Annotated in this window: 16 protein-coding genes; 9 read left to right on the plus strand and 7 right to left on the minus strand. The window is 67.3% G+C overall.

From position 1 onward, the window contains the following. Positions 1–5: 5 nt before the first annotated feature. The 7 genes from whiA to AC1DDH_RS06650 all read left to right on the plus strand — a co-directional run bounded on the left by whiA (position 6) and on the right by AC1DDH_RS06650 (position 6,058). Complete coding sequence (whiA, locus tag AC1DDH_RS06620; RefSeq protein ID WP_018772999.1) at positions 6–986, plus strand: DNA-binding protein WhiA; 981 nt, start codon at positions 6–8, stop codon at positions 984–986. Between the two features lie 169 nt (positions 987–1,155). Then, positions 1,156–1,779, plus strand: a complete 624-nt coding sequence (locus tag AC1DDH_RS06625) for a superoxide dismutase (protein ID WP_476849616.1) — start codon at positions 1,156–1,158, stop codon at positions 1,777–1,779. Between the two features lie 287 nt (positions 1,780–2,066). Next, on the plus strand, positions 2,067–3,077 hold the full coding sequence (gene gap / locus AC1DDH_RS06630) for a type I glyceraldehyde-3-phosphate dehydrogenase (RefSeq protein WP_028276841.1): 1,011 nt from the start codon (positions 2,067–2,069) through the stop codon (positions 3,075–3,077). Positions 3,078–3,087: 10 nt separating this feature from the next. Continuing rightward, positions 3,088–4,314 carry a phosphoglycerate kinase gene (locus AC1DDH_RS06635; protein WP_476948019.1) on the plus strand — a complete coding sequence of 409 codons (1,227 nt, stop codon included), beginning with the start codon at positions 3,088–3,090 and terminating at the stop codon, positions 4,312–4,314. 108 nt (positions 4,315–4,422) lie between these two features. Further along, positions 4,423–5,238: a triose-phosphate isomerase gene (gene tpiA, locus AC1DDH_RS06640; protein ID WP_018772995.1), complete on the plus strand. Its 816-nt coding sequence runs from the start codon at positions 4,423–4,425 to the stop codon at positions 5,236–5,238. 48 nt (positions 5,239–5,286) lie between these two features. Continuing rightward, positions 5,287–5,544 (plus strand): preprotein translocase subunit SecG, encoded by a 258-nt coding sequence (gene secG / locus AC1DDH_RS06645; protein WP_018772994.1) that lies wholly within the window; start codon positions 5,287–5,289, stop codon positions 5,542–5,544. Between the two features lie 154 nt (positions 5,545–5,698). Continuing rightward, positions 5,699–6,058, plus strand: coding sequence for an RNA polymerase-binding protein RbpA (locus AC1DDH_RS06650; RefSeq protein WP_306292809.1), 360 nt, complete (start codon positions 5,699–5,701; stop codon positions 6,056–6,058). Here AC1DDH_RS06650 and pgl read toward each other — a convergent pair. The 6 genes from pgl to tkt form a co-directional block, all read right to left on the minus strand. Continuing rightward, on the minus strand, positions 6,011–6,829 hold the full coding sequence (pgl, locus tag AC1DDH_RS06655) for a 6-phosphogluconolactonase (RefSeq protein WP_476955091.1): 819 nt from the start codon (positions 6,827–6,829) through the stop codon (positions 6,011–6,013). The genes AC1DDH_RS06650 and pgl overlap by 48 nt on opposite strands. Beyond that, the gene (locus AC1DDH_RS06660) at positions 6,819–7,760 is read right to left on the minus strand and encodes a glucose-6-phosphate dehydrogenase assembly protein OpcA (RefSeq protein ID WP_028275501.1); all 942 of its coding nucleotides are present in this window, start codon (positions 7,758–7,760) and stop codon (positions 6,819–6,821) included. The genes pgl and AC1DDH_RS06660 overlap by 11 nt, the downstream gene beginning before the upstream one ends. Continuing rightward, a complete protein-coding gene (gene zwf / locus AC1DDH_RS06665) occupies positions 7,757–9,319 on the minus strand; it encodes a glucose-6-phosphate dehydrogenase (RefSeq protein WP_476849618.1) in 1,563 nt (520 codons plus the stop codon). Before zwf ends, AC1DDH_RS06660 begins: the two co-directional genes overlap by 4 nt. Positions 9,320–9,334: 15 nt before the next feature. Then, positions 9,335–10,969, minus strand: coding sequence for a glucose-6-phosphate isomerase (locus AC1DDH_RS06670; protein ID WP_476955092.1), 1,635 nt, complete (start codon positions 10,967–10,969; stop codon positions 9,335–9,337). Between the two features lie 6 nt (positions 10,970–10,975). Then, positions 10,976–12,091, minus strand: a complete 1,116-nt coding sequence (gene tal, locus AC1DDH_RS06675) for a transaldolase (protein WP_476886574.1) — start codon at positions 12,089–12,091, stop codon at positions 10,976–10,978. 63 nt (positions 12,092–12,154) lie between these two features. Next, the gene (gene tkt / locus AC1DDH_RS06680) at positions 12,155–14,272 is read right to left on the minus strand and encodes a transketolase (RefSeq protein ID WP_223917422.1); all 2,118 of its coding nucleotides are present in this window, start codon (positions 14,270–14,272) and stop codon (positions 12,155–12,157) included. A 497-nt stretch (positions 14,273–14,769) separates the two neighbouring features. Between tkt and AC1DDH_RS06685 the strand changes: the two genes are divergently transcribed. Further along, positions 14,770–15,732 (plus strand): heme o synthase, encoded by a 963-nt coding sequence (locus tag AC1DDH_RS06685; protein ID WP_026266346.1) that lies wholly within the window; start codon positions 14,770–14,772, stop codon positions 15,730–15,732. Between the two features lie 130 nt (positions 15,733–15,862). Next, entirely contained in the window at positions 15,863–16,810 is a 948-nt protein-coding gene (locus AC1DDH_RS06690) for a threonine/serine dehydratase (protein WP_476955093.1), read from the plus strand. A 45-nt stretch (positions 16,811–16,855) separates the two neighbouring features. Here the strand turns inward: AC1DDH_RS06690 and AC1DDH_RS06695 are convergent, their stop codons facing one another. Further along, the gene (locus AC1DDH_RS06695) at positions 16,856–18,016 is read right to left on the minus strand and encodes an acyltransferase family protein (RefSeq protein ID WP_476955094.1); all 1,161 of its coding nucleotides are present in this window, start codon (positions 18,014–18,016) and stop codon (positions 16,856–16,858) included. Positions 18,017–18,030: the final 14 nt, after the last annotated feature.

Raw genomic sequence — 18,030 nt, forward strand, 5'->3', positions numbered from 1 at the left:
GTGCCATGGCACTGACAGCATCAGTCAAGGAAGAACTTTCCCGTCTGGATATCAAGAAGTCCTCCGTCCGCAAGGCCGAGGTATCGGCGATGCTCCGCTTCGCCGGCGGGCTGCACATCATCTCGGGCCGGATTGTGATCGAGGCCGAAGTCGACCTCGCATCGACCGCCCGGCGGCTGCGCGCCGCCATCGCCGAGGTGTACGGCCACCAGAGCGAGATCATCGTCGTCTCCGGCGGCGGCCTGCGCCGCGGCAGCCGCTACGTGGTGCGGGTGGTGCGCGACGGTGAGGCCCTCGCCCGCCAGACCGGACTCCTGGACGCGCGGGGGCGCCCCGTGCGCGGCCTTCCGTCGGTAGTGGTGAACGGCTCCGCCGCGGACGCCGAAGCTGTCTGGCGCGGCGCGTTCCTGGTCCACGGCTCGCTCACCGAGCCCGGCCGCTCCTCGGCCATGGAAGTCACCTGCCCCGGCCCCGAATCAGCCCTGGCCCTCGTCGGCGCGGCCCGCCGCCTGGGCATCCAGGCCAAGGCCCGCGAGGTCAGGGGAGTGGACCGCGTGGTGATCCGCGACGGCGACACGATCGCCGCGCTGCTGACGCGCATGGGCGCCCACGACGCGCTGATGGTCTGGGAGGAACGCCGCATGCGCAAGGAAGTCCGCGCCACGGCCAACCGGCTCGCCAACTTCGATGACGCGAACCTGCGCCGTTCCGCGCAGGCCGCCGTGGCCGCCGGTGCCCGGGTGGACCGCGCCCTGGAAATCCTGGGCGACGACGTCCCGGACCACCTGAAGTATGCCGGTGAGCTCCGGGTCGCGCACAAACAGGCCAGCCTGGACGAGCTGGGCCGGCTCGCCGACCCCGTCATGACCAAAGACGCCATCGCCGGCCGGATCCGCCGGCTGCTGGCCATGGCGGACAAACGGGCCCAGGACCTCGGCATCCCGGGCACGGAAGCCAATGTGACGCCCGAAATGCTCGACGACTAGCCCGCCCCTAGAATCAACAGCAGGAATATCCCGGGGAATGAAATATCCGGGAGCCGCGGCTGGTTGTCGCCGTTGGATCCCACCGCAATTTTCCGGATGCCCCGCATCCGGATGCACAATCAAAAGAGTTACCGAACCGGACAACCCGTCCACGACATTGGAGGAATTTGTGACCGAGTACGTACTGCCCGAGCTCGACTATGACTACGCAGCGCTGGAACCGCACATCTCCGCGAAGATCATGGAGCTGCACCACAGCAAGCACCACGCCGCCTACGTGGCCGGCGCCAACAACGCCTTGGCCCAGCTGGCCGAGGCGCGCGAAAAGGGCGACTTCGCCAACATCAACCGCCTCTCCAAGGACCTCGCGTTCCACACCGGCGGCCACATCAACCACTCCGTCTTCTGGAAGAACCTCTCACCGGACGGTGGCGACAAGCCCGAGGGCGAGCTTGCGGCGGCCATTGACGACGCCTTCGGCTCGTTCGACGCGTTCCGTGCGCAGTTCAGCGCCGCGGCACTGGGCCTGCAGGGCTCCGGCTGGGGCTTCCTGGCCTACGAGCCCATCGGCGGCAACCTGGTCGTCGAGCAGCTCTACGATCAGCAGGGCAACGTCGCACTCGGCACCACCCCGCTGCTGATGCTGGACATGTGGGAGCACGCCTTCTACCTGGACTACGTCAACGTCAAGGCTGACTACGTCAAGGCCTTCTGGAACATCGTGAACTGGGCCGACGTCGCCAAGCGCTTCGACGCCGCCCGCAAAAACGCGACGGGTCTCATCACCCTCTAGGCAGGTCCCTTTACCCTGCACAGGGTGACGGAATCGACTTCCGTTTGTAACAAACCTCACATTACGGGCCCTTCGGCCCGAAATGTGGACGGACTGCCCCTGCACTTGCGGGGGCAGTCCCGGTTAAACGTAAGATGGATCACGGAAGGCGGTTAGCCTTCAGCAATGTGGCTGGTCGCCCTCCGATCTGGTAATTATCTCTGCCCAATGGCGTGCGGGATCTGTTAGTTGGCTTGAACGCCTTCTCAACTAGTCGTGCTCGCAAGAGCACCAAGGAGACTGAAAACGTGACGACCCGTATTGGCATCAACGGCTTTGGCCGTATCGGCCGCAACTACTTCCGCGCCGCCCTCGCACAGGGCGCAGACCTCGAGATCGTTGCGGTCAACGACCTCACCAGCCCGGAAGCCCTCGCTCACCTCTTCAAGTACGACTCCGTGGGCGGCCGCCTGGCCGAAACCATCGAGGTCAAAGACGGCAACATCGTCGTCGACGGCAACATCATCAAGGTCCTCGCCGAACGCGATCCCGCGAAGCTGCCCTGGGGCGAGCTCGGCGTCGACATCGTCATCGAGTCCACCGGCTTCTTCACGAAGGCCGCCGATGCGCAGAAGCACATCGACGCCGGCGCCAAGAAGGTCCTGATCTCCGCCCCCGCGTCGGATGAGGACATCACGATCGTGATGGGCGTCAATGACGGCCTGTACGACAACGCCACGCACCACATCATCTCCAACGCCTCCTGCACCACCAACTGCCTCGGCCCGCTGGCCAAGGTCATCAATGACGCCTTCGGCATCGAGCGTGGCCTGATGACCACCATCCACGCCTACACCGCCGACCAGAACCTGCAGGACGGCCCGCACAAGGACCTCCGCCGCGCCCGCGCCGCCGCCATCAACATGGTGCCCACCTCCACCGGTGCCGCCAAGGCAATCGGCCTGGTCCTGCCGGAGCTCAAGGGCAAGCTCGACGGCTACGCCATCCGCGTGCCCGTTCCCACCGGCTCCGCCACGGACCTGACCGTCACGGTTTCCCGCGAGACCACGGTCGCCGAAGTCAACGCCGCCCTCAAGGCAGCGTCGGAGACCGAGGAGCTCAGGGGCCTGCTGACCTACACCGACGAGCCGATCGTCTCCTCCGACATTGTCGGCGACCCGGCATCGTCCATTTTCGATTCCGGCCTGACCAAGGTGATCGGCGACCAGGTCAAGGTTGTGTCCTGGTATGACAACGAGTGGGGTTACTCCAACCGCCTCGTGGACCTCACGGAGCTTGTCGCGTCCAAGCTGGGCTAGGGTAAGACTCATGACATTTCACACCCTCAACGAACTGATCGCTGATGGTGTCCGCGGGCGGTACGTTCTGGTCAGAAGTGACCTGAACGTGCCGCTCGACGGCTCTACAGTGACTGACGACGGCCGCATCAAGGCCTCCCTGCCAGTGCTGGCGAAGCTCACGGACGCCGGTGCCCGCGTGCTGGTCACAGCACACCTCGGCCGCCCCAAGGGCGCGCCGGAGGAGAAGTACTCTCTCAAGCCCGCAGCCGCACGGCTGGCCGAGCTTGCCGGGTTCAAGGTCTCCCTTGCCGCCGACACGGTTGGCGAGTCGGCCAAGGAGCTCTCCGCGGCGCTGCAGGACGGCGAAGTGCTGGTCCTGGAAAACGTGCGCTTCGACGCGCGGGAGACCTCCAAGGACGACGCCGAGCGCGGCGCCTTCGCGGACGAGCTGGTCGCCCTCACCGGGGACAACGGCGCCTTCGTCGATGATGCCTTCGGTGCGGTGCACCGCAAGCACGCCAGCGTGTACGACGTCGCCACGCGGCTGCCGTCCTACCAGGGCGACCTTGTCCGCACCGAGGTCGAGGTGCTGCGCAAGCTCACCACCGACACCCAGCGGCCCTACGTCGTTGTCCTCGGCGGCTCCAAAGTCTCCGACAAGCTCGCTGTGATCGACAACCTCCTGGGCAAGGCGGACACCATCCTGGTGGGTGGCGGCATGCTGTTCACCTTCCTCGCCGCCTCGGGTCACAAGGTCGCGGGCAGCCTGCTCGAAGAGGACCAGATCCCGGTCGTCCAGGACTACCTGAAGCGCGCCGCCGACGCCGGTACCGAGTTCGTCGTGCCCACCGATGTTGTGGTGGCGGGCAAGTTCGCCGCCGACGCCGAGCACGAGACCGTTGCCGCCGACGCCATCGAGTCGGGCAGCTTCGGAGCCCAGGGCATCGGGCTGGACATCGGGCCGGTCTCGGCAGCGGCGTTCGCGGAACGGATCAAGGACGCCCGGACGGTGTTCTGGAACGGGCCCATGGGCGTGTTCGAATTCGCGGCCTTCGCCGGCGGTACCCGGGCCATCGCCCAGGCCCTGACCGAGACGGAGGCATTCACCGTGGTTGGCGGCGGCGACTCGGCGGCAGCGGTCCGGACACTCGGCTTCGCCGATGAGGCGTTCGGCCACATTTCCACCGGCGGCGGCGCAAGCCTGGAGTACCTTGAAGGCAAGGAACTCCCCGGCCTGAGCGTCCTCGACCGTTAGAAGCACTGACCGCTAAAAGCACCGGCATTTGAGCCGGCAGGGTGCCCTCCGCAGGGAACCGGGCGCCCTGCCGGCTGCTCCCACACACCAAGAACTCCTGGAGATCACGTGACCACGTCAACCAACGGTAAATTCGACCGCAAGCCCTTCATCGCCGGCAACTGGAAGATGAACATGGACCACGTCCAGGGCATCACCCTCCTGCAGAAGCTCGCGTGGACCCTGTCCGACGCCAAGCACGACTACAGCCGGGTGGAGGTCGCCGTCTTCCCGCCGTTCACGGATCTCCGCGGCGTCCAGACCCTGGTTCAAGGCGACGAGCTCGCCGTCGTCTATGGCGGCCAGGACCTTTCCCAGTTCGACTCCGGCGCCTACACGGGCGACATTTCCGGCCAGTTCCTCGCCAAGCTTGCCTGCAGCTACGTCCTGGTCGGCCACAGCGAACGCCGCACCATCCACAACGAGTCCGACGCCGTGCTCAACGCCAAGACCAAAGCCGCCTTCCGGCATGGCATTACCCCGGTCCTCTGCGTCGGTGAAGGCCTGGAGATCCGGCAGGCCGGCACCCACGTGGACCACACCCTCGCCCAGCTGCGCGCCGGCGTCGAGGGCCTCACCCCGGAGCAGGCCGCCGAGCTTGTAGTCGCCTACGAGCCCGTGTGGGCCATCGGCACCGGCGAGGTCGCAGGCCCGGAGGACGCGCAGGAAATGTGCGCCGCCATCCGTGCCGAACTGTCCACCCTCTTCGGAGCAGACGTCGCCGCCAAGACACGCCTGCTGTACGGCGGCTCCGTCAAGGCCAACAACGCGGCCTCGATCCTGAAGGAGCGCGACGTCGACGGCTTGCTGGTCGGCGGTGCCAGCCTGGACGCTGCCGAGTTTGCTAATATTGTCAGGTTCGAGAGTCACCTGTTGACGGATTAGTCCGGACACAGCCTGACCCCCGCAATCCAATCCTTCTGAAAGGCCGTCGTGGACGTTCTTCATGTCATTCTGCAGGTCCTCCTGGGCATCACCAGCCTCCTGCTGACGTTGCTCATCCTGCTCCATAAAGGACGCGGAGGCGGCCTGTCCGACATGTTCGGCGGCGGCATGAGCTCGGGCCTGAGCTCCTCCGGCGTCGCGGAACGGAACCTCAACCGGTTCACGGTCATCCTGGGAATCACCTGGGGCGTGGTGATCATCGCCCTCGGCCTGCTCATGCGGTTCAGCACAGGCGCCGATTCCTAGGACGCCCGTCCGACAACTTCATATGGGGTCCTTATGGCCCTCCCGGCATCGGGAACTCACGAACTACACTGTGGCTGTCGTCTTGCACTTCCACCAGCCAAGTAGCCAGGAGTTCCCGATGCTGCATTCTGCTTCCGGATTCAAAGGAATCCGTGTGGGCGCCACCGAGGGGGCAACTCCCCGCCACGAACCACTGAACGGGGCCGGCGTACGCCAGCCCCGTATTCGTGTATCGTTCCGGTGCGCCAAGGGCCATGAAACCTCGCTCGTGTTCGCACAGCTTCCGGAGGAACAGATCCCCGGAGTTTGGGACTGCCGGCGCTGCGGCGGCACCGCAACCCGCGACGAATCAAAGTTTGCCCTGGAGGAAACGCCAACAGAAGGCTTCAAGACGCATCTGGAATACGTTAAAGAGCGGCGCTCCAGCCAGGACGCCGAAGACGTGCTGGCTGGAGCGCTGGAACGTCTACGCTCCGGACGGACCCTTCCGGACGAGCTGCTCCGGGACCCGTGAGGCCGCGTCCTCGTCAATCAGCCACAGCGTTTCCCGGCGGCCGCGCGGCCCCGCGGCGGGCACCTGCACGGGATTGGCGCCGGCCAGGGCCAGCCCTACGGCGCCGGCCTTGTCATCACCGGCCACCACCATCCACACCTCGGATGCCGTGTTGATCGCCGGCAACGTCAGCGACACCCGCGCCGGCGGCGGCTTGGGGGAGCTGTGGACGCCCACGACAGTCAGTTCCTTCTCCCGGATGCCGGCCTGCTCCGGGAAGAGCGAGGCGACGTGCGCGTCCGGCCCCACGCCGAGGAGGACAATGTCCAGGCGGGGAAGCCGCGCCGGCTGTTCCGGCCTGTCGTCGGACATGTCCGCGGCGTGCTCACCGGCCGCCGCCTCGGCGAGCCGGCGGGCATAGTCGGCCGCGGCGTCGTCCGGGCTGTCGAAGTCATCGGTGGAACCGGGCACATGGACGCGCGCCGGATCAACATTGATGTGGGACAGGAGGGCGTCCTGGGCCTGGCGGGCGTTGCGCTCGGCGTCGCCGGCCGCCACGAAGCGCTCGTCACCCCACCAGAAGTTCACCTTGGACCAGTCGACGGCCCGCGCCGCGGGCGATTCGGCCACGGCCCTGAGCGAGCCGATGCCCATCGTTCCCCCGGTAAGCACCACCGTGGCCTCGCCGTGCCGGTCCTGGATATCCACCAGCTTGGTAATCAGGCGGGCTGCGATCGCCGCCATCAGAACGGTCGAGTCAGGATGGATGCTTACTCTCGGGTCAGCGCTCACTGGGACGGACACTCCTTAGATTGGTACGCGGCAGTCCCATAGTAATCACTTCACCGAAGACTTCGTCCGGATCCAGGCGGCGGAGTTCTTCGGCCAGGCAGTCCTTGAGGCTGCGGCGGGGCAGCGAGATCCGCTGGGCGGGCTGGCCGGGCTGGGTCAGTTCGGCGATGGTGAGCCCGGGCCGGAAGAGCTGGATGTCGCCGCCGGGCCGGGTCAGCCGGACGCGCCGGATGCCGGTTCCGGCCGGATCCGCCACGATCGTCACGGGAACGTCCAGGGCCAGGGTGAGCCAGGCTGCGAGAAGCACGGTGCTGGGTGAGTCCGAGGCGCCCTCGACGGCCACGGCCGTCACCGGCGAGTCGTCCACCTGGTCCAGGACCGCGGCCAGCTGGATGCGCCAGTTGGTCAGCCGGGTCCAGGCCAGGTCCGTGTCGCCGGCCTTGTACGTGCGGCGGATGTTCTCCAGCGCCGCGACCGGGTCCGCTTCATTGGCCGAGTCGGTGATCCGGCGGTGCGCGATGCCCCCGACCGAGGTCTGGCACGCGTTCCTGGGCGCGCCGTGCGGCCACCAGGCCACGATCGGGGCGTCCGGGAGCAGCAGGGCCGCGACGAGGGATTCGCTTTCCTCGGCGAGTTCGCCGTAGCCGCGCAACAGGATCACCTCGGAGGCGCCGGCGTCGCCGCCGACGCGGATCTGGGCGTCCAGCCGGGTTGGGGCCGAGGCCCCGGCGTCGGCGAGGACGATGATCCGGCACGGGTGTTCGCGGCTGGCCTCGTTGGCGGCCTCGATGGCCTCCTCTTCCAGCCCGGAGCGGGTGACGACCACGAGGGTCAGGACCCGGCCCAGGGCGATCACGCCGCCCTGCTCGCGCAGAGCCATGATCTTCTTGGAAATTTTGGAGGTGGTGGTATCGGGAAGATCTACGATCATGGCCTTCTCCAGGTTCGTCCGTCGCGGGCTAGGAGCTCATCGGCCGAGGCGGGGCCCCAACTGCCGGGAGCGTAGGGCTGGGGCTGTTCGTCCAGGCCGGCCCAGTATTCCTCGAAGGGATCCAGGATCTTCCAGGACAGCTCAACTTCCTGGTGCCGGGGGAACAGCGGCGGCTCGCCGAGGAGCACGTCCAGGATGAGGCGTTCGTAGGCTTCGGGACTGGACTCGGTGAAGGAGTGGCCGTAGCCGAAGTCCATGGTGACGTCGCGGACCTCCATCTGGGTGCCCGGAACCTTGGAACCGAACCGGATCGTGGCGCCCTCGTCAGGCTGGACCCGGATCACCACGGCGTTCTGGCCGAAGTCGTCCTCGCCGTGGTCCGTGAAGAGCAGGTTTGGTGCGCGCTTGAACACGACGGCGATCTCCGTCACCCGGCGCCCCAGCCGCTTGCCGGCGCGCAGGTAGAACGGCGCGCCGGACCAGCGGCGGGTGTTGATGTCCACCCGGATCGCGGCGAACGTCTCGGTCTTGGAATCGGCCGGGATGCCCTCCTCCTCCAGGTACCCGAGGACTTCCTCGCCGCCCTGCCAGCCGCCGGTGAATTGCCCGCGGGCAGAGTGGGAGGAGAGGTCCTCGGGGAGCCGGACGGCGGCGAGGACCTTTTCCTTCTCGGCACGCAGGTCGTCCGCGTTGAAGGAAATCGGTTCTTCCATCGCCGTCAGGGCCAGCAGCTGCAGCAGGTGGTTCTGGATGACGTCGCGGGCCGCGCCCACGCCGTCGTAGTAGCCTGCCCGGCCGCCGGTCCCGATGTCCTCGGCCATGGTGATCTGGACGTGGTCCACATAGTTGGCGTTCCAGAGCGGCTCGAAGAGCTGGTTGGCGAAGCGCAGTGCCAGGATGTTCTGCACCGTCTCCTTGCCCAGGTAGTGGTCGATCCGGAACACCGCGTCCGGCGGGAATACCGACTCGACGATGTCGTTGAGCTGCCGGGCCGACTCGAGGTCGTGTCCGAACGGCTTTTCGATCACCACGCGGCGCCAGTTGTCGCCCGCGGCCTGGGCCAGGCCGTGCTTGGAGAGCTGACGGCAGACCTGTTCGAAGGCCTTCGGCGGGATCGAGAGGTAGAACGCGTGGTTTCCCCGCGTCCCGCGCTGTTCGTCGAGCTCATCGATCGTGTCGGAGAGCCGCTTGAACGCCTCGTCGTCGTCGAACTCGCCCTGCACGAAGCGGATGCCCTCGGACAGCTGCTTCCAGACCGTTTCATCGAACGGGGTGCGGGCGTACGCCTTGACGGACTCCTTGACCTCCGCGGCGAAGTCCTCGTTCTCCCACTCGCGGCGGGCAAAGCCCACCAGCGCGAAGCTCGGCGGCAGCAGCCCGCGGTTGGCGAGGTCATACACGGCGGGCATGAGCTTCTTGCGGGCGAGGTCCCCGGTCACCCCGAACAGGACCAGCGACGCCGGTCCGGCAATACGGTTCAGACGGCGGTCACGGGGGTCCCGGAGCGGATTGCGCCCCCGGCCGGCCGTGTTCCTGCCGCCGTTGTAGGTTTCTGGCATGGTTGCGTGGGTGCCTTAGCTTTCAGTGGAGGATGCTGCCTGGCCGGCAAGGGAGGTGATGAGCTCCTGGAGCTGCTTCACACCCGCGGCGCGGTCGGCCAGGTGCAGCCGGAGGACCGGACGGCCGTGCTCGGACAGGACCTGGGCATCGCCCGCGGCCTGCGCCGAGATCAGCTCGCCGAACGTGAACGGCCGGTCCGGGATGGCCAGGTCAGCCGCGGATGCGGCCGTGACCTGCAGGAAGACGCCGATCGCGGGTCCGCCCTTGTGGAACTGGCCGGTGGAGTGCAGGAACCGCGGGCCCCAGCCAAAGGTGACCGGGCGTCCGCTGGCCGCGGCCAGTTCGTCCCGGACGCCCTCGAGGCTGGCATAGGCCAGCCGGTCGAAATAGGCCTGGACGCTGAGGTAGTTGTCCGGGCCGAGTTCGCCCAGCAGGGCGCTGACGGCCTCGGCCGCTGTGCCGGCGTTGCCGAGCCATTCCCCGCCGCGGACCTCGATGGCGCCGTCGGTGAAATTCGCCGGCGTCGGTGCGGGCTGTGCGTCCAGCAGGCCGCGGGCGGCGATCTTCGCTGCCTCGACGTCCGGCTGGTCGAACGGGTTGATGCCGAGCAGGCGGCCGGCCACGGCGGTGGCGAATTCCCACACCATCATCTGCGTGGCCAAGCCGCCGGCGATGGCGACCTCGTTCTCGCCGAGCTGCACGTCGGCATCCGCCGCGACGAGCCGGATGACCAGGACATCGGGGGCGCCCAGGGTGGCTTCCGGGGAGGCAGGACCGGCTACGACCGGCAGCACGCCGGTGCCGAGCTTGCCCGTGGATTCGGCGATGAGCTGCTCGGCCCAGTCGGCGAAGCCCACGATCCCGGATCCGTCCTCCGCGATGACGATCTTGTTGCGCAGCGGGGTGGTGCCGCCCAGGGCGGTGCCGAGGGCAAGGCCGATGTTGTCCTCCGAGTCCTCATTGAGGATCTCGGCGGCTTCTTCGGCCTCATCCAGGAAAGCCTGGATATCGACGCCGGCCAGCCCGCACGGGACCAGCCCGAAGGCGGTCAGGGCCGAGAAACGGCCGCCGACGTTCGGATCTGCATTGAAGACGGCGCGGTAGCCGGCCTCCCGGGAGGCCTTGTCCAGCGGCGACCCCGGGTCGGTGACGATGATAATGCGGCTCTTCGCATCGATCCCGGCATCGGTGAACGCCTGCTCGAAGATCCGGCGCTGGGAATCGGTTTCCACAGTGGAGCCGGACTTCGACGAAACCACGATCGCGGTTTCGTCCAGCCGGTCCGCCACCGCGGCACTGACCTGTTCGGGGTCGGTGCTGTCCAGAACAGTCAGCTCGACGCCAGCGGTGCCCGCGATGACTTCAGGCGCCAGCGAAGAGCCGCCCATGCCGCAGAGCACGATCCGCGTCACGCCCTCGGCCTTCAGCGCGTCGCGGAGTTCGAGAATGTCGCCGACCAGCGGCTGGGAGACGGAAGCCGCCTCGACCCAGCCCAGCCGGACAGCGGATTCCTGCTCTGCGTCCGGACCCCACAGGGTGTGGTCCTTCGCGAAGATCCGGGTGGCGATGCGGTCTTCCAGCAGTGCCGGGAGGTGCTGCTCATGTGCCTGGCGGGCTGCGCCGGTGGCGTCGTAGCTGAGTGTGCTCATGGTGGGTTAGGAAGCCTTCCGTGCAGAGGCCAGGGCGCCTTCGACGTCACCCAGCAGTTCCTTCCAGCTGGCCACGAACTTGTCCAGGCCTTCGGATTCGAGCAGGGCGACGACGTCGTTGTAGGAAATCCCCAGCGCGTCGAGGGAGTTCAGCGTGGCGTTGGCGTCGTCGTAGCCGCGGGAGACGGTGTCGCCCGTCACGGTGCCGTGGTCGAACGTCGCGTCGAGTGTCTTCTCCGGCATCGTGTTGACGACGCCGGGGGCGACGAGTTCGGTGACGTAGAGGGTGTCCGGGTAGGCCGGGTCCTTCACGCCGGTGGAGGCCCACAGCGGGCGCTGCGGCAGGGCGCCGGCCTCGGCCAGCAGGGCCCAGCGTTCGGTGGAGAAGAGCTCCTCGTAGACCTGGTAGGCCAGGCGCGCGTTGGCCAGGCCGGCCTTGCCCTTGAGTGCCTTGGCTTCCTCGGTGCCGATGGCGTTGAGGCGCTTGTCGATTTCGGCATCGACGCGGGAGACGAAGAAGGACGCGACCGAGTGGATCTTGGACAGGTCGTGGCCGTTGTCCTTGGCCTGCTCGAGCCCGGACTGGAAGGCGTTGATCACGGCGCGGTAGCGTTCCAGCGAGAAGATCAGGGTCACGTTGACGCTGATGCCCTCGGCCAGGGTGGCGGTGATGGCCTCGAGGCCTTCGAGAGTGGCCGGGATCTTGATCAGGACGTTGTCCTTGTTGACCTTCTTGTACAGGTGCTTCGCTTCGGCGATGGTGCCTGCGGTGTCCCAGGCCAGGCGGGGGTCGACCTCGATGGAGACACGGCCGTCGACGCCCTTGGTGGCCGCTGCGACGGGGGCGAACAGGTCGCAGGCGTCGGCGACGTCGGTGGTGGTGATTTCGAAGACGGTCTCTTCGACGGTGGCGCCGGCGGCGGCCTGGGCGGCGATCACGGCGTCGTAGTCGTGGCCGGCGGTGATGGCGGCGTGGAAGATCGACGGGTTGGTGGTGACGCCAACGACGTTCTTCTCTTCGATCAGCTTGCGCAGGGTGCCGGTCTGGAGGCGGCCGCGGGAGAGATCGTCGAGCCAGATCGAGACGCCGGCGTCGGAGAGCTGCTGGGTGGGGGTAGTCATTTCATAACTCCTGGAAATCATGGGTTCCGGGGGCACAGCGTCCCCCGGAACCGTGGTGGTGGATCAGTTGGTGAGGCCGGCGAGGGATTCCTTCGCGGCGGCGGCGACTGCTTCTGCCGTGATGCCGAATTCCTGGAAGAGGCGCTTGTAGTCCGCGGACGCTCCGAAGTGCTCCAGGGAGATGGAACGGCCGGCATCGCCGACGAATTCCTTCCAGCCCAGGGCCAGTCCGGCTTCGACCGAGACGCGTGCCTTCACGGCCGGGGGCAGCACGGCGTCGCGGTAGGCGGCGTCCTGCTTGTTGAACCATTCCACGCAGGGCATGGACACCACACGGGTGGGGATGCCCTCGGCCTGCAGCGCTTCGCGGGCGTTGACGGCGAGCTGGACCTCGGAGCCGGTGCCAATCAGGATGACCTGGGCTTCGACGGTGGAGCCGTCCTTCGACGCCTCGGCAAGGACGTAGCCGCCCTTCTCGACGCCGGCGGTGGAGCCGAAGGTGTCGCCGTCGGCCACGCCGGTGCCGCGGGCGTAGGTGGGGATGTTCTGCCGGGTCAGGACGATGCCGGCGGGGTTTTCGTGGTTTTCCAGCATGGCCTTCCAGGCCGCGGCCACCTCGTTCGCATCTCCCGGGCGGACGACGTCCAGGCCCGGGATGGCGCGGAGGGAGGCGAGCTGCTCAACGGGCTGGTGCGTGGGGCCGTCCTCGCCCAGGCCGATCGAGTCGTGCGTCCAGACATACAGCGACGGGACGCCCATGAGGGCGCCGAGCCGGATCGCGGGGCGCTGGTAGTCGGAGAAGATCAGGAACGTTCCGGAGAAAGCCCGGGTGCGCCCGTGCAGGGAGATGCCGTTCACGATCGACGCCGCGGCGTGCTCGCGGATGCCGAAGTGCAGGACCCGGCCGTAGGGGTTGCCCTTCCACGCCGCGGTGGACCGGGACGTGGGGATGAATGAGGGCGAGCCCTCGATCGTGGTGTTGTTCGACTCCGCGAGGTCGGCGGAGCCGCCCCAGAGTTCGGGCATGACCGGGCCGATCGCGTTCAGGACCTTCCCGGAGGCGGCCCGGGTGGAGACGTCCTTGCCGGCTTCGAAGACCGGCAGGGCGGCTTCGAAGTCGCCCGGGAGCTTCTTCGCCTCGACGCGTTCCAGCAGTGCAGCGGACTCGGGGTTGCCGGCCTGCCACGCCTCGAACGAGGCTTGCCAGTCGGCGCGGGCGGCCGCGCCGCGGTCCTGGACGGCACGGGCGTGGGCCAGGACGTCCTCGTCGACCTGGAAGGCACGTTCCGGGTCAAAGCCCAGGACCTTCTTCAGGGCTGCGACTTCCTCAGCGCCGAGGGCGGAGCCGTGGATCTTGCCGGTGTTCTGCTTCTTCGGCGCCGGGTACCCGATGATGGTCCGCAGGGAGATGATGGAGGGTTTGCCGGTTTCGGCCTTCGCGGCGAGCAGTGCGGCGTGCAGTTCCTGGACGTCTTCGACGTATTCGCCGGTCCGGGTCCAGTCGACCCGCTGGGTGTGCCATCCGTAGGCCTCGTAGCGGGCCAGGACGTCCTCGGTGAACGCCACATCGGTGTCGTCCTCGATCGAGATGTGGTTCTCGTCGTAGATCACCACGAGGTTGCCCAGTTCCTGGTGACCGGCGAGTGAGGACGCCTCGGAGGTGACGCCTTCCTGCAGGTCGCCGTCGGAGGCGATCACCCAGACGGTGTGGTCGAACGGGCTCGTGCCGGCGGGAGCGTCGGCGTCGAACAGGCCGCGCATCCGGCGCTGGGAATAGGCGAAGCCGACCGCGGAAGCCAGGCCCTGGCCCAGCGGGCCGGTGGTGATCTCCACACCCTTGGTGTGCTTGTACTCCGGGTGGCCCGGGGTCAGCGAGCCCCAGGTCCGCAGCGCCTCCAGGTCCTTCAGTTCCAGGCCGTAGCCGGAGAGGAACAGCTGGATGTACAGGGTCAGGGACGTGTGACCGGGGGACAGGACGAACCGGTCGCGGCCCAGCCAGTCCGGATTCGCCGGGTCGTGGCGCATCAGCTTCTGGAACAACAAATACGCGGCCGGAGCCAGGCTCATCGCCGTCCCCGGGTGGCCGTTTCCGACCTTCTCCACCGCATCAGCGGCCAGCACCCGGACGGTGTCCACTGCGCGCTGGTCCAAGTCAGTCCATGACAGTTCTTGCTCTTCCAAATGTGGCACGAAAACCGGGCCCCTCTCTGTGCTGACGGCCGGCGGTACGCTCTTTTCCCGCCCGGGCACAGTTCGGTGCCCGCTGCGGTTCGTACCAGCCGTTCACCATCGAAACGTTGATCTATCATTCAGACGCAGATGCAGAGCCGCGTGTTCCGGCAAGTGCCTAAATGCGTGCCCGTGTGCGCTGATCTAATGACAGCCTAGTCCCATTCCACTTTGTGGTCAGCGTATATCTCACCAATTGGACCTGATTTCGCTTATATGAATCACCGTCCGCCGCGGGGCCGGTGAGCCGGCGTTAACGCGCCGGAATCATGGCGCGGCATTCGGCGGCCCTCCGGCCCGGAGCTCCACGGTATGATGGGTGGTGGCCTTCGACTGGGGCAAGGACACGGGTGTGCGCCGAGCGCGGAGCCCGGTCTGCAGCACAGTGCGTTGCGAAATCCACCCGGGGCTGCCCAGCCAGACAGAACTGCACAGCCAGACAGAACAGAGTGACTGCCACCGTGAGCACAACTAATACGCCGCTGAACGCCTCCCCGGCCTCGGGAAGAATGGGCTTCGGCCGCAAAGCCAAGGCCTACCTGGCGCTCACGAAACCCCGCGTGATCGAGCTTCTGCTCGTCAGCACGCTCCCCACCATGATCTATGCCGAACGCGGCTTCCCGTCGATCGGCCTGATCCTGGCGACGCTGGTGGGCGGCGCGTTCGCGGCAGGTTCCGCAGGCGCCTTCAACTGTTACATCGACCGCGACATCGACAAGCTCATGCACCGCACGGAGAACCGGCCCCTGGTCACCGGTGAGGTCACACCCCGCGAAGCCCTCATCTTCTCCTGGCTGCTGGGCGCGGCGGCGATCGCCATCCTCTGGTTCGGGGCCAACCCGCTCGCCGCGTGGCTCGGACTCGGCGCCATCGTCTTCTACGTGGTCATCTACACCATGATCTTGAAGCGGCGCACGGCCCAGAACATTGTCTGGGGCGGCGCCGCCGGGTGCTTCCCGGTCCTGATCGCCTGGGCCGCCGTCACCAACACCGTCGAGTGGCCCGCCGTCGTACTGTTCATGGTGATTTTCCTCTGGACCCCGCCGCACTACTGGCCGCTGTCGATGCGCTACGGCGAGGACTACCGCAACGCCAACGTGCCGATGCTGGGCGCCATCGCCGGGGCGAAGGTGGTTTCGGTGCAGGTGGTCCTCTACGCCTGGGCCATGGTGGCGTGTTCGCTGCTGATGATCCCGGCCGGTGGTGCCGGCTGGGTCTACACGGTGACCGCCGTCGGCGCCGGTGCCTGGTTCCTGTACGAGTCGCACGCCCTGTACAACCGCGCCCAGGCCGGCGACGTATCCAACAAGGGAGCCATGAAGGTCTTCCACGGCTCCATCAGCTACCTGACCCTGCTCTTCATTGCCCTGGCCGTCGACCCGTTCGTCGGCTCGGCCATCATGGGCGGCTGATCCCCCGTTCATCTGCCTGACGCTCCCTCACCAGTGGTGGGGGAGCGTCAGCTGTATCAGGGGGACGGTCCTTTTCGGTCCCGGGGTATCCTTACGAACCGGCCAGGCGACACAACCCCAGGGGGAGCCCGTGATCAACCGCAGCGATGTACTTCAGGCACAGAACCGCATCAGTGGCCACGTGCGGCGCACACCGTTGCTCCGCGGGGGTACCGCTGCCGCCCCGCTCTGGTTCAAATGTGAGTTCCTGCAGCACACGGGCGTCTTCAAGGCACGCGGCGCCTTCAACCGCCAGCTCGCCGCCCGGGAGCGCGGGGAGCTTGAGCCGGCAGTCGGTGTGGTGGCGGCGTCGGGCGGCAACGCGGGTTTGGCGAACGCGTACGCCGCCGCGGTCCTGGGTGTGCCGGCGACGGTGTTCGTCCCGGAGAACGCCCCGCGGGTAAAGGTCGAGCGTCTCCTCGCGTACAACGCCACGGTCCGGCAGGTCGGCGCCGAGTACGCGGAGGCTTTCGCGGCCGCAATGCACTACGTGGAAGATACCGGCGCCCTGTTCTGCCATGCGTACGACCAGCTGGAAATTGCGGCAGGCGCAGGCACCCTGGCCGAGGAAATCCTCGAGGACGAGCCCGGCATCGACACGATCGTCGTCGCCGTCGGCGGCGGCGGACTCTATGCGGGCGTGGCGGCAGCTGCCGAGGGCCGGGCCCGCGTCGTCGCGGTCGAGCCCTACACCATCCCCACGCTGCACGCGGCCCTCGACGCCGGACGCCCGGTCGATGTGGCCGTTTCGGGCGTCGCCGCGGACTCCCTCGGGGCCAGGCGCGTGGGTGGGATCGCCTTCAGCATCGCCTCACGCGTCCCGCCGACCTCTGTGCTGGTGGACGACGCCGCCATCGTCGCCGCCCGGTCACAGTTGTGGAGCGATTACCGGATCCCCGCCGAATACGGGGCTGCGGCTGCGTTCGCGGCGCTCACGTCAGGGGCGTACACACCCGCCGAAGGGGAACGCGTCGCGGTGATCGTCTGCGGGGCGAACACCGATGCCTGCACGCTGGAGAACGACCCTGGCAGCGACTGAATAGCGCCGACTGCCGACTGAGGGGTGCCGACTGAACAGTGCCGACTAACCGTGCCGGGAAGCGGCGCTGCCGGCCTGCTGCCGGTCCGGATGGTAGCGGGCCGAATAGTGCTGGTCGAAGCGGGCCCGTGCGATCCGCCCGAGCCGTTCGACAGTGTGCCAGCTGATGACCGCAATGAGCAGGGTCACCACGATGGCCGACACCGCGATGAGCGGCGGCAGATCGGCCGTGGAGCCGCCGTTAAGCCAGAGAATGACGGCGTAGTTCCAGAGGTACGCGGCGTAGGAGACAGTGCCCAGCAGCTGCACCGGGCGCGTCCACTTCGGCATCACCGCGGTTCGGGAGGCGGCCAGTGCGACCAGGACGGCCGCGGCGGCCATGGCCAGCGGGCCGCCAATGAACATGAAGGCCGGCGTTTCGTTGGCCTTCGGGAAGTAGATCAGCGCGGCCAGGACGGCGACGGAACCGAGCAGGGCCGCGCGCCTGAGCCAACGGCCGGTGAACCAGTTGAACACATGGACCCTGTACAACCGCAAGGCCGAACCGATGATCAGGCCCAGGCCCCACGTGGTCGGCAGCGCGTAGACCAGGGAGTGAAGTTGCGGGGCCAGGGTCACCATTGCCAGCACACTGGCCGACATGAGGAACAGCGCGACGGCGGCGGACCAGCCAATCAGCTTTCCCTGGCGGTTGCGCCGCAGGGCGAGCACCAGCAGCGCGGGCCAGATCAGGTAGAACTGTTCTTCCACCGCCAGCGTCCAGAGCGGTCCGATCGCCATGCTGACGTCGAACGGCAGGGGGAGGTCTTTGAGGTAGCCAAGACCGGCGAGGACGGTGTAGCCCACGATTCCCTTGGACCGGTCACCGAGGACGTCGGTGGCCAATTCGACGATCGCGTAGACGCCCAGGAGAGAAACCAGCGCCGGCACCAGCCGGAAGGCCCTGTGCGCATAGAAGCGCCCGTAACGAATCTTACGGTGCCGTTCGATATCGCCGACCAGCACGTTGGTGATCAGGTAACCGCTCAACACGAAGAAGGCAATGACACCCACGATGCCGGCGCCCTGGAATATGCCGGGCCAGGAATGACCGAGCAGGACGGCGCCCACGGCGGCACCGCGAAGAACGTCCAGGCCGTCCAGCCGCGGGCGCTTTGCAGTATGTTGGACCGTCTGTGCGGGCCTTTCGCCGACTAGTAACGCCACATAACCTCCGGTGC

It is taken from the genome of Arthrobacter sp. 10T425 (genome assembly GCF_056393985.1).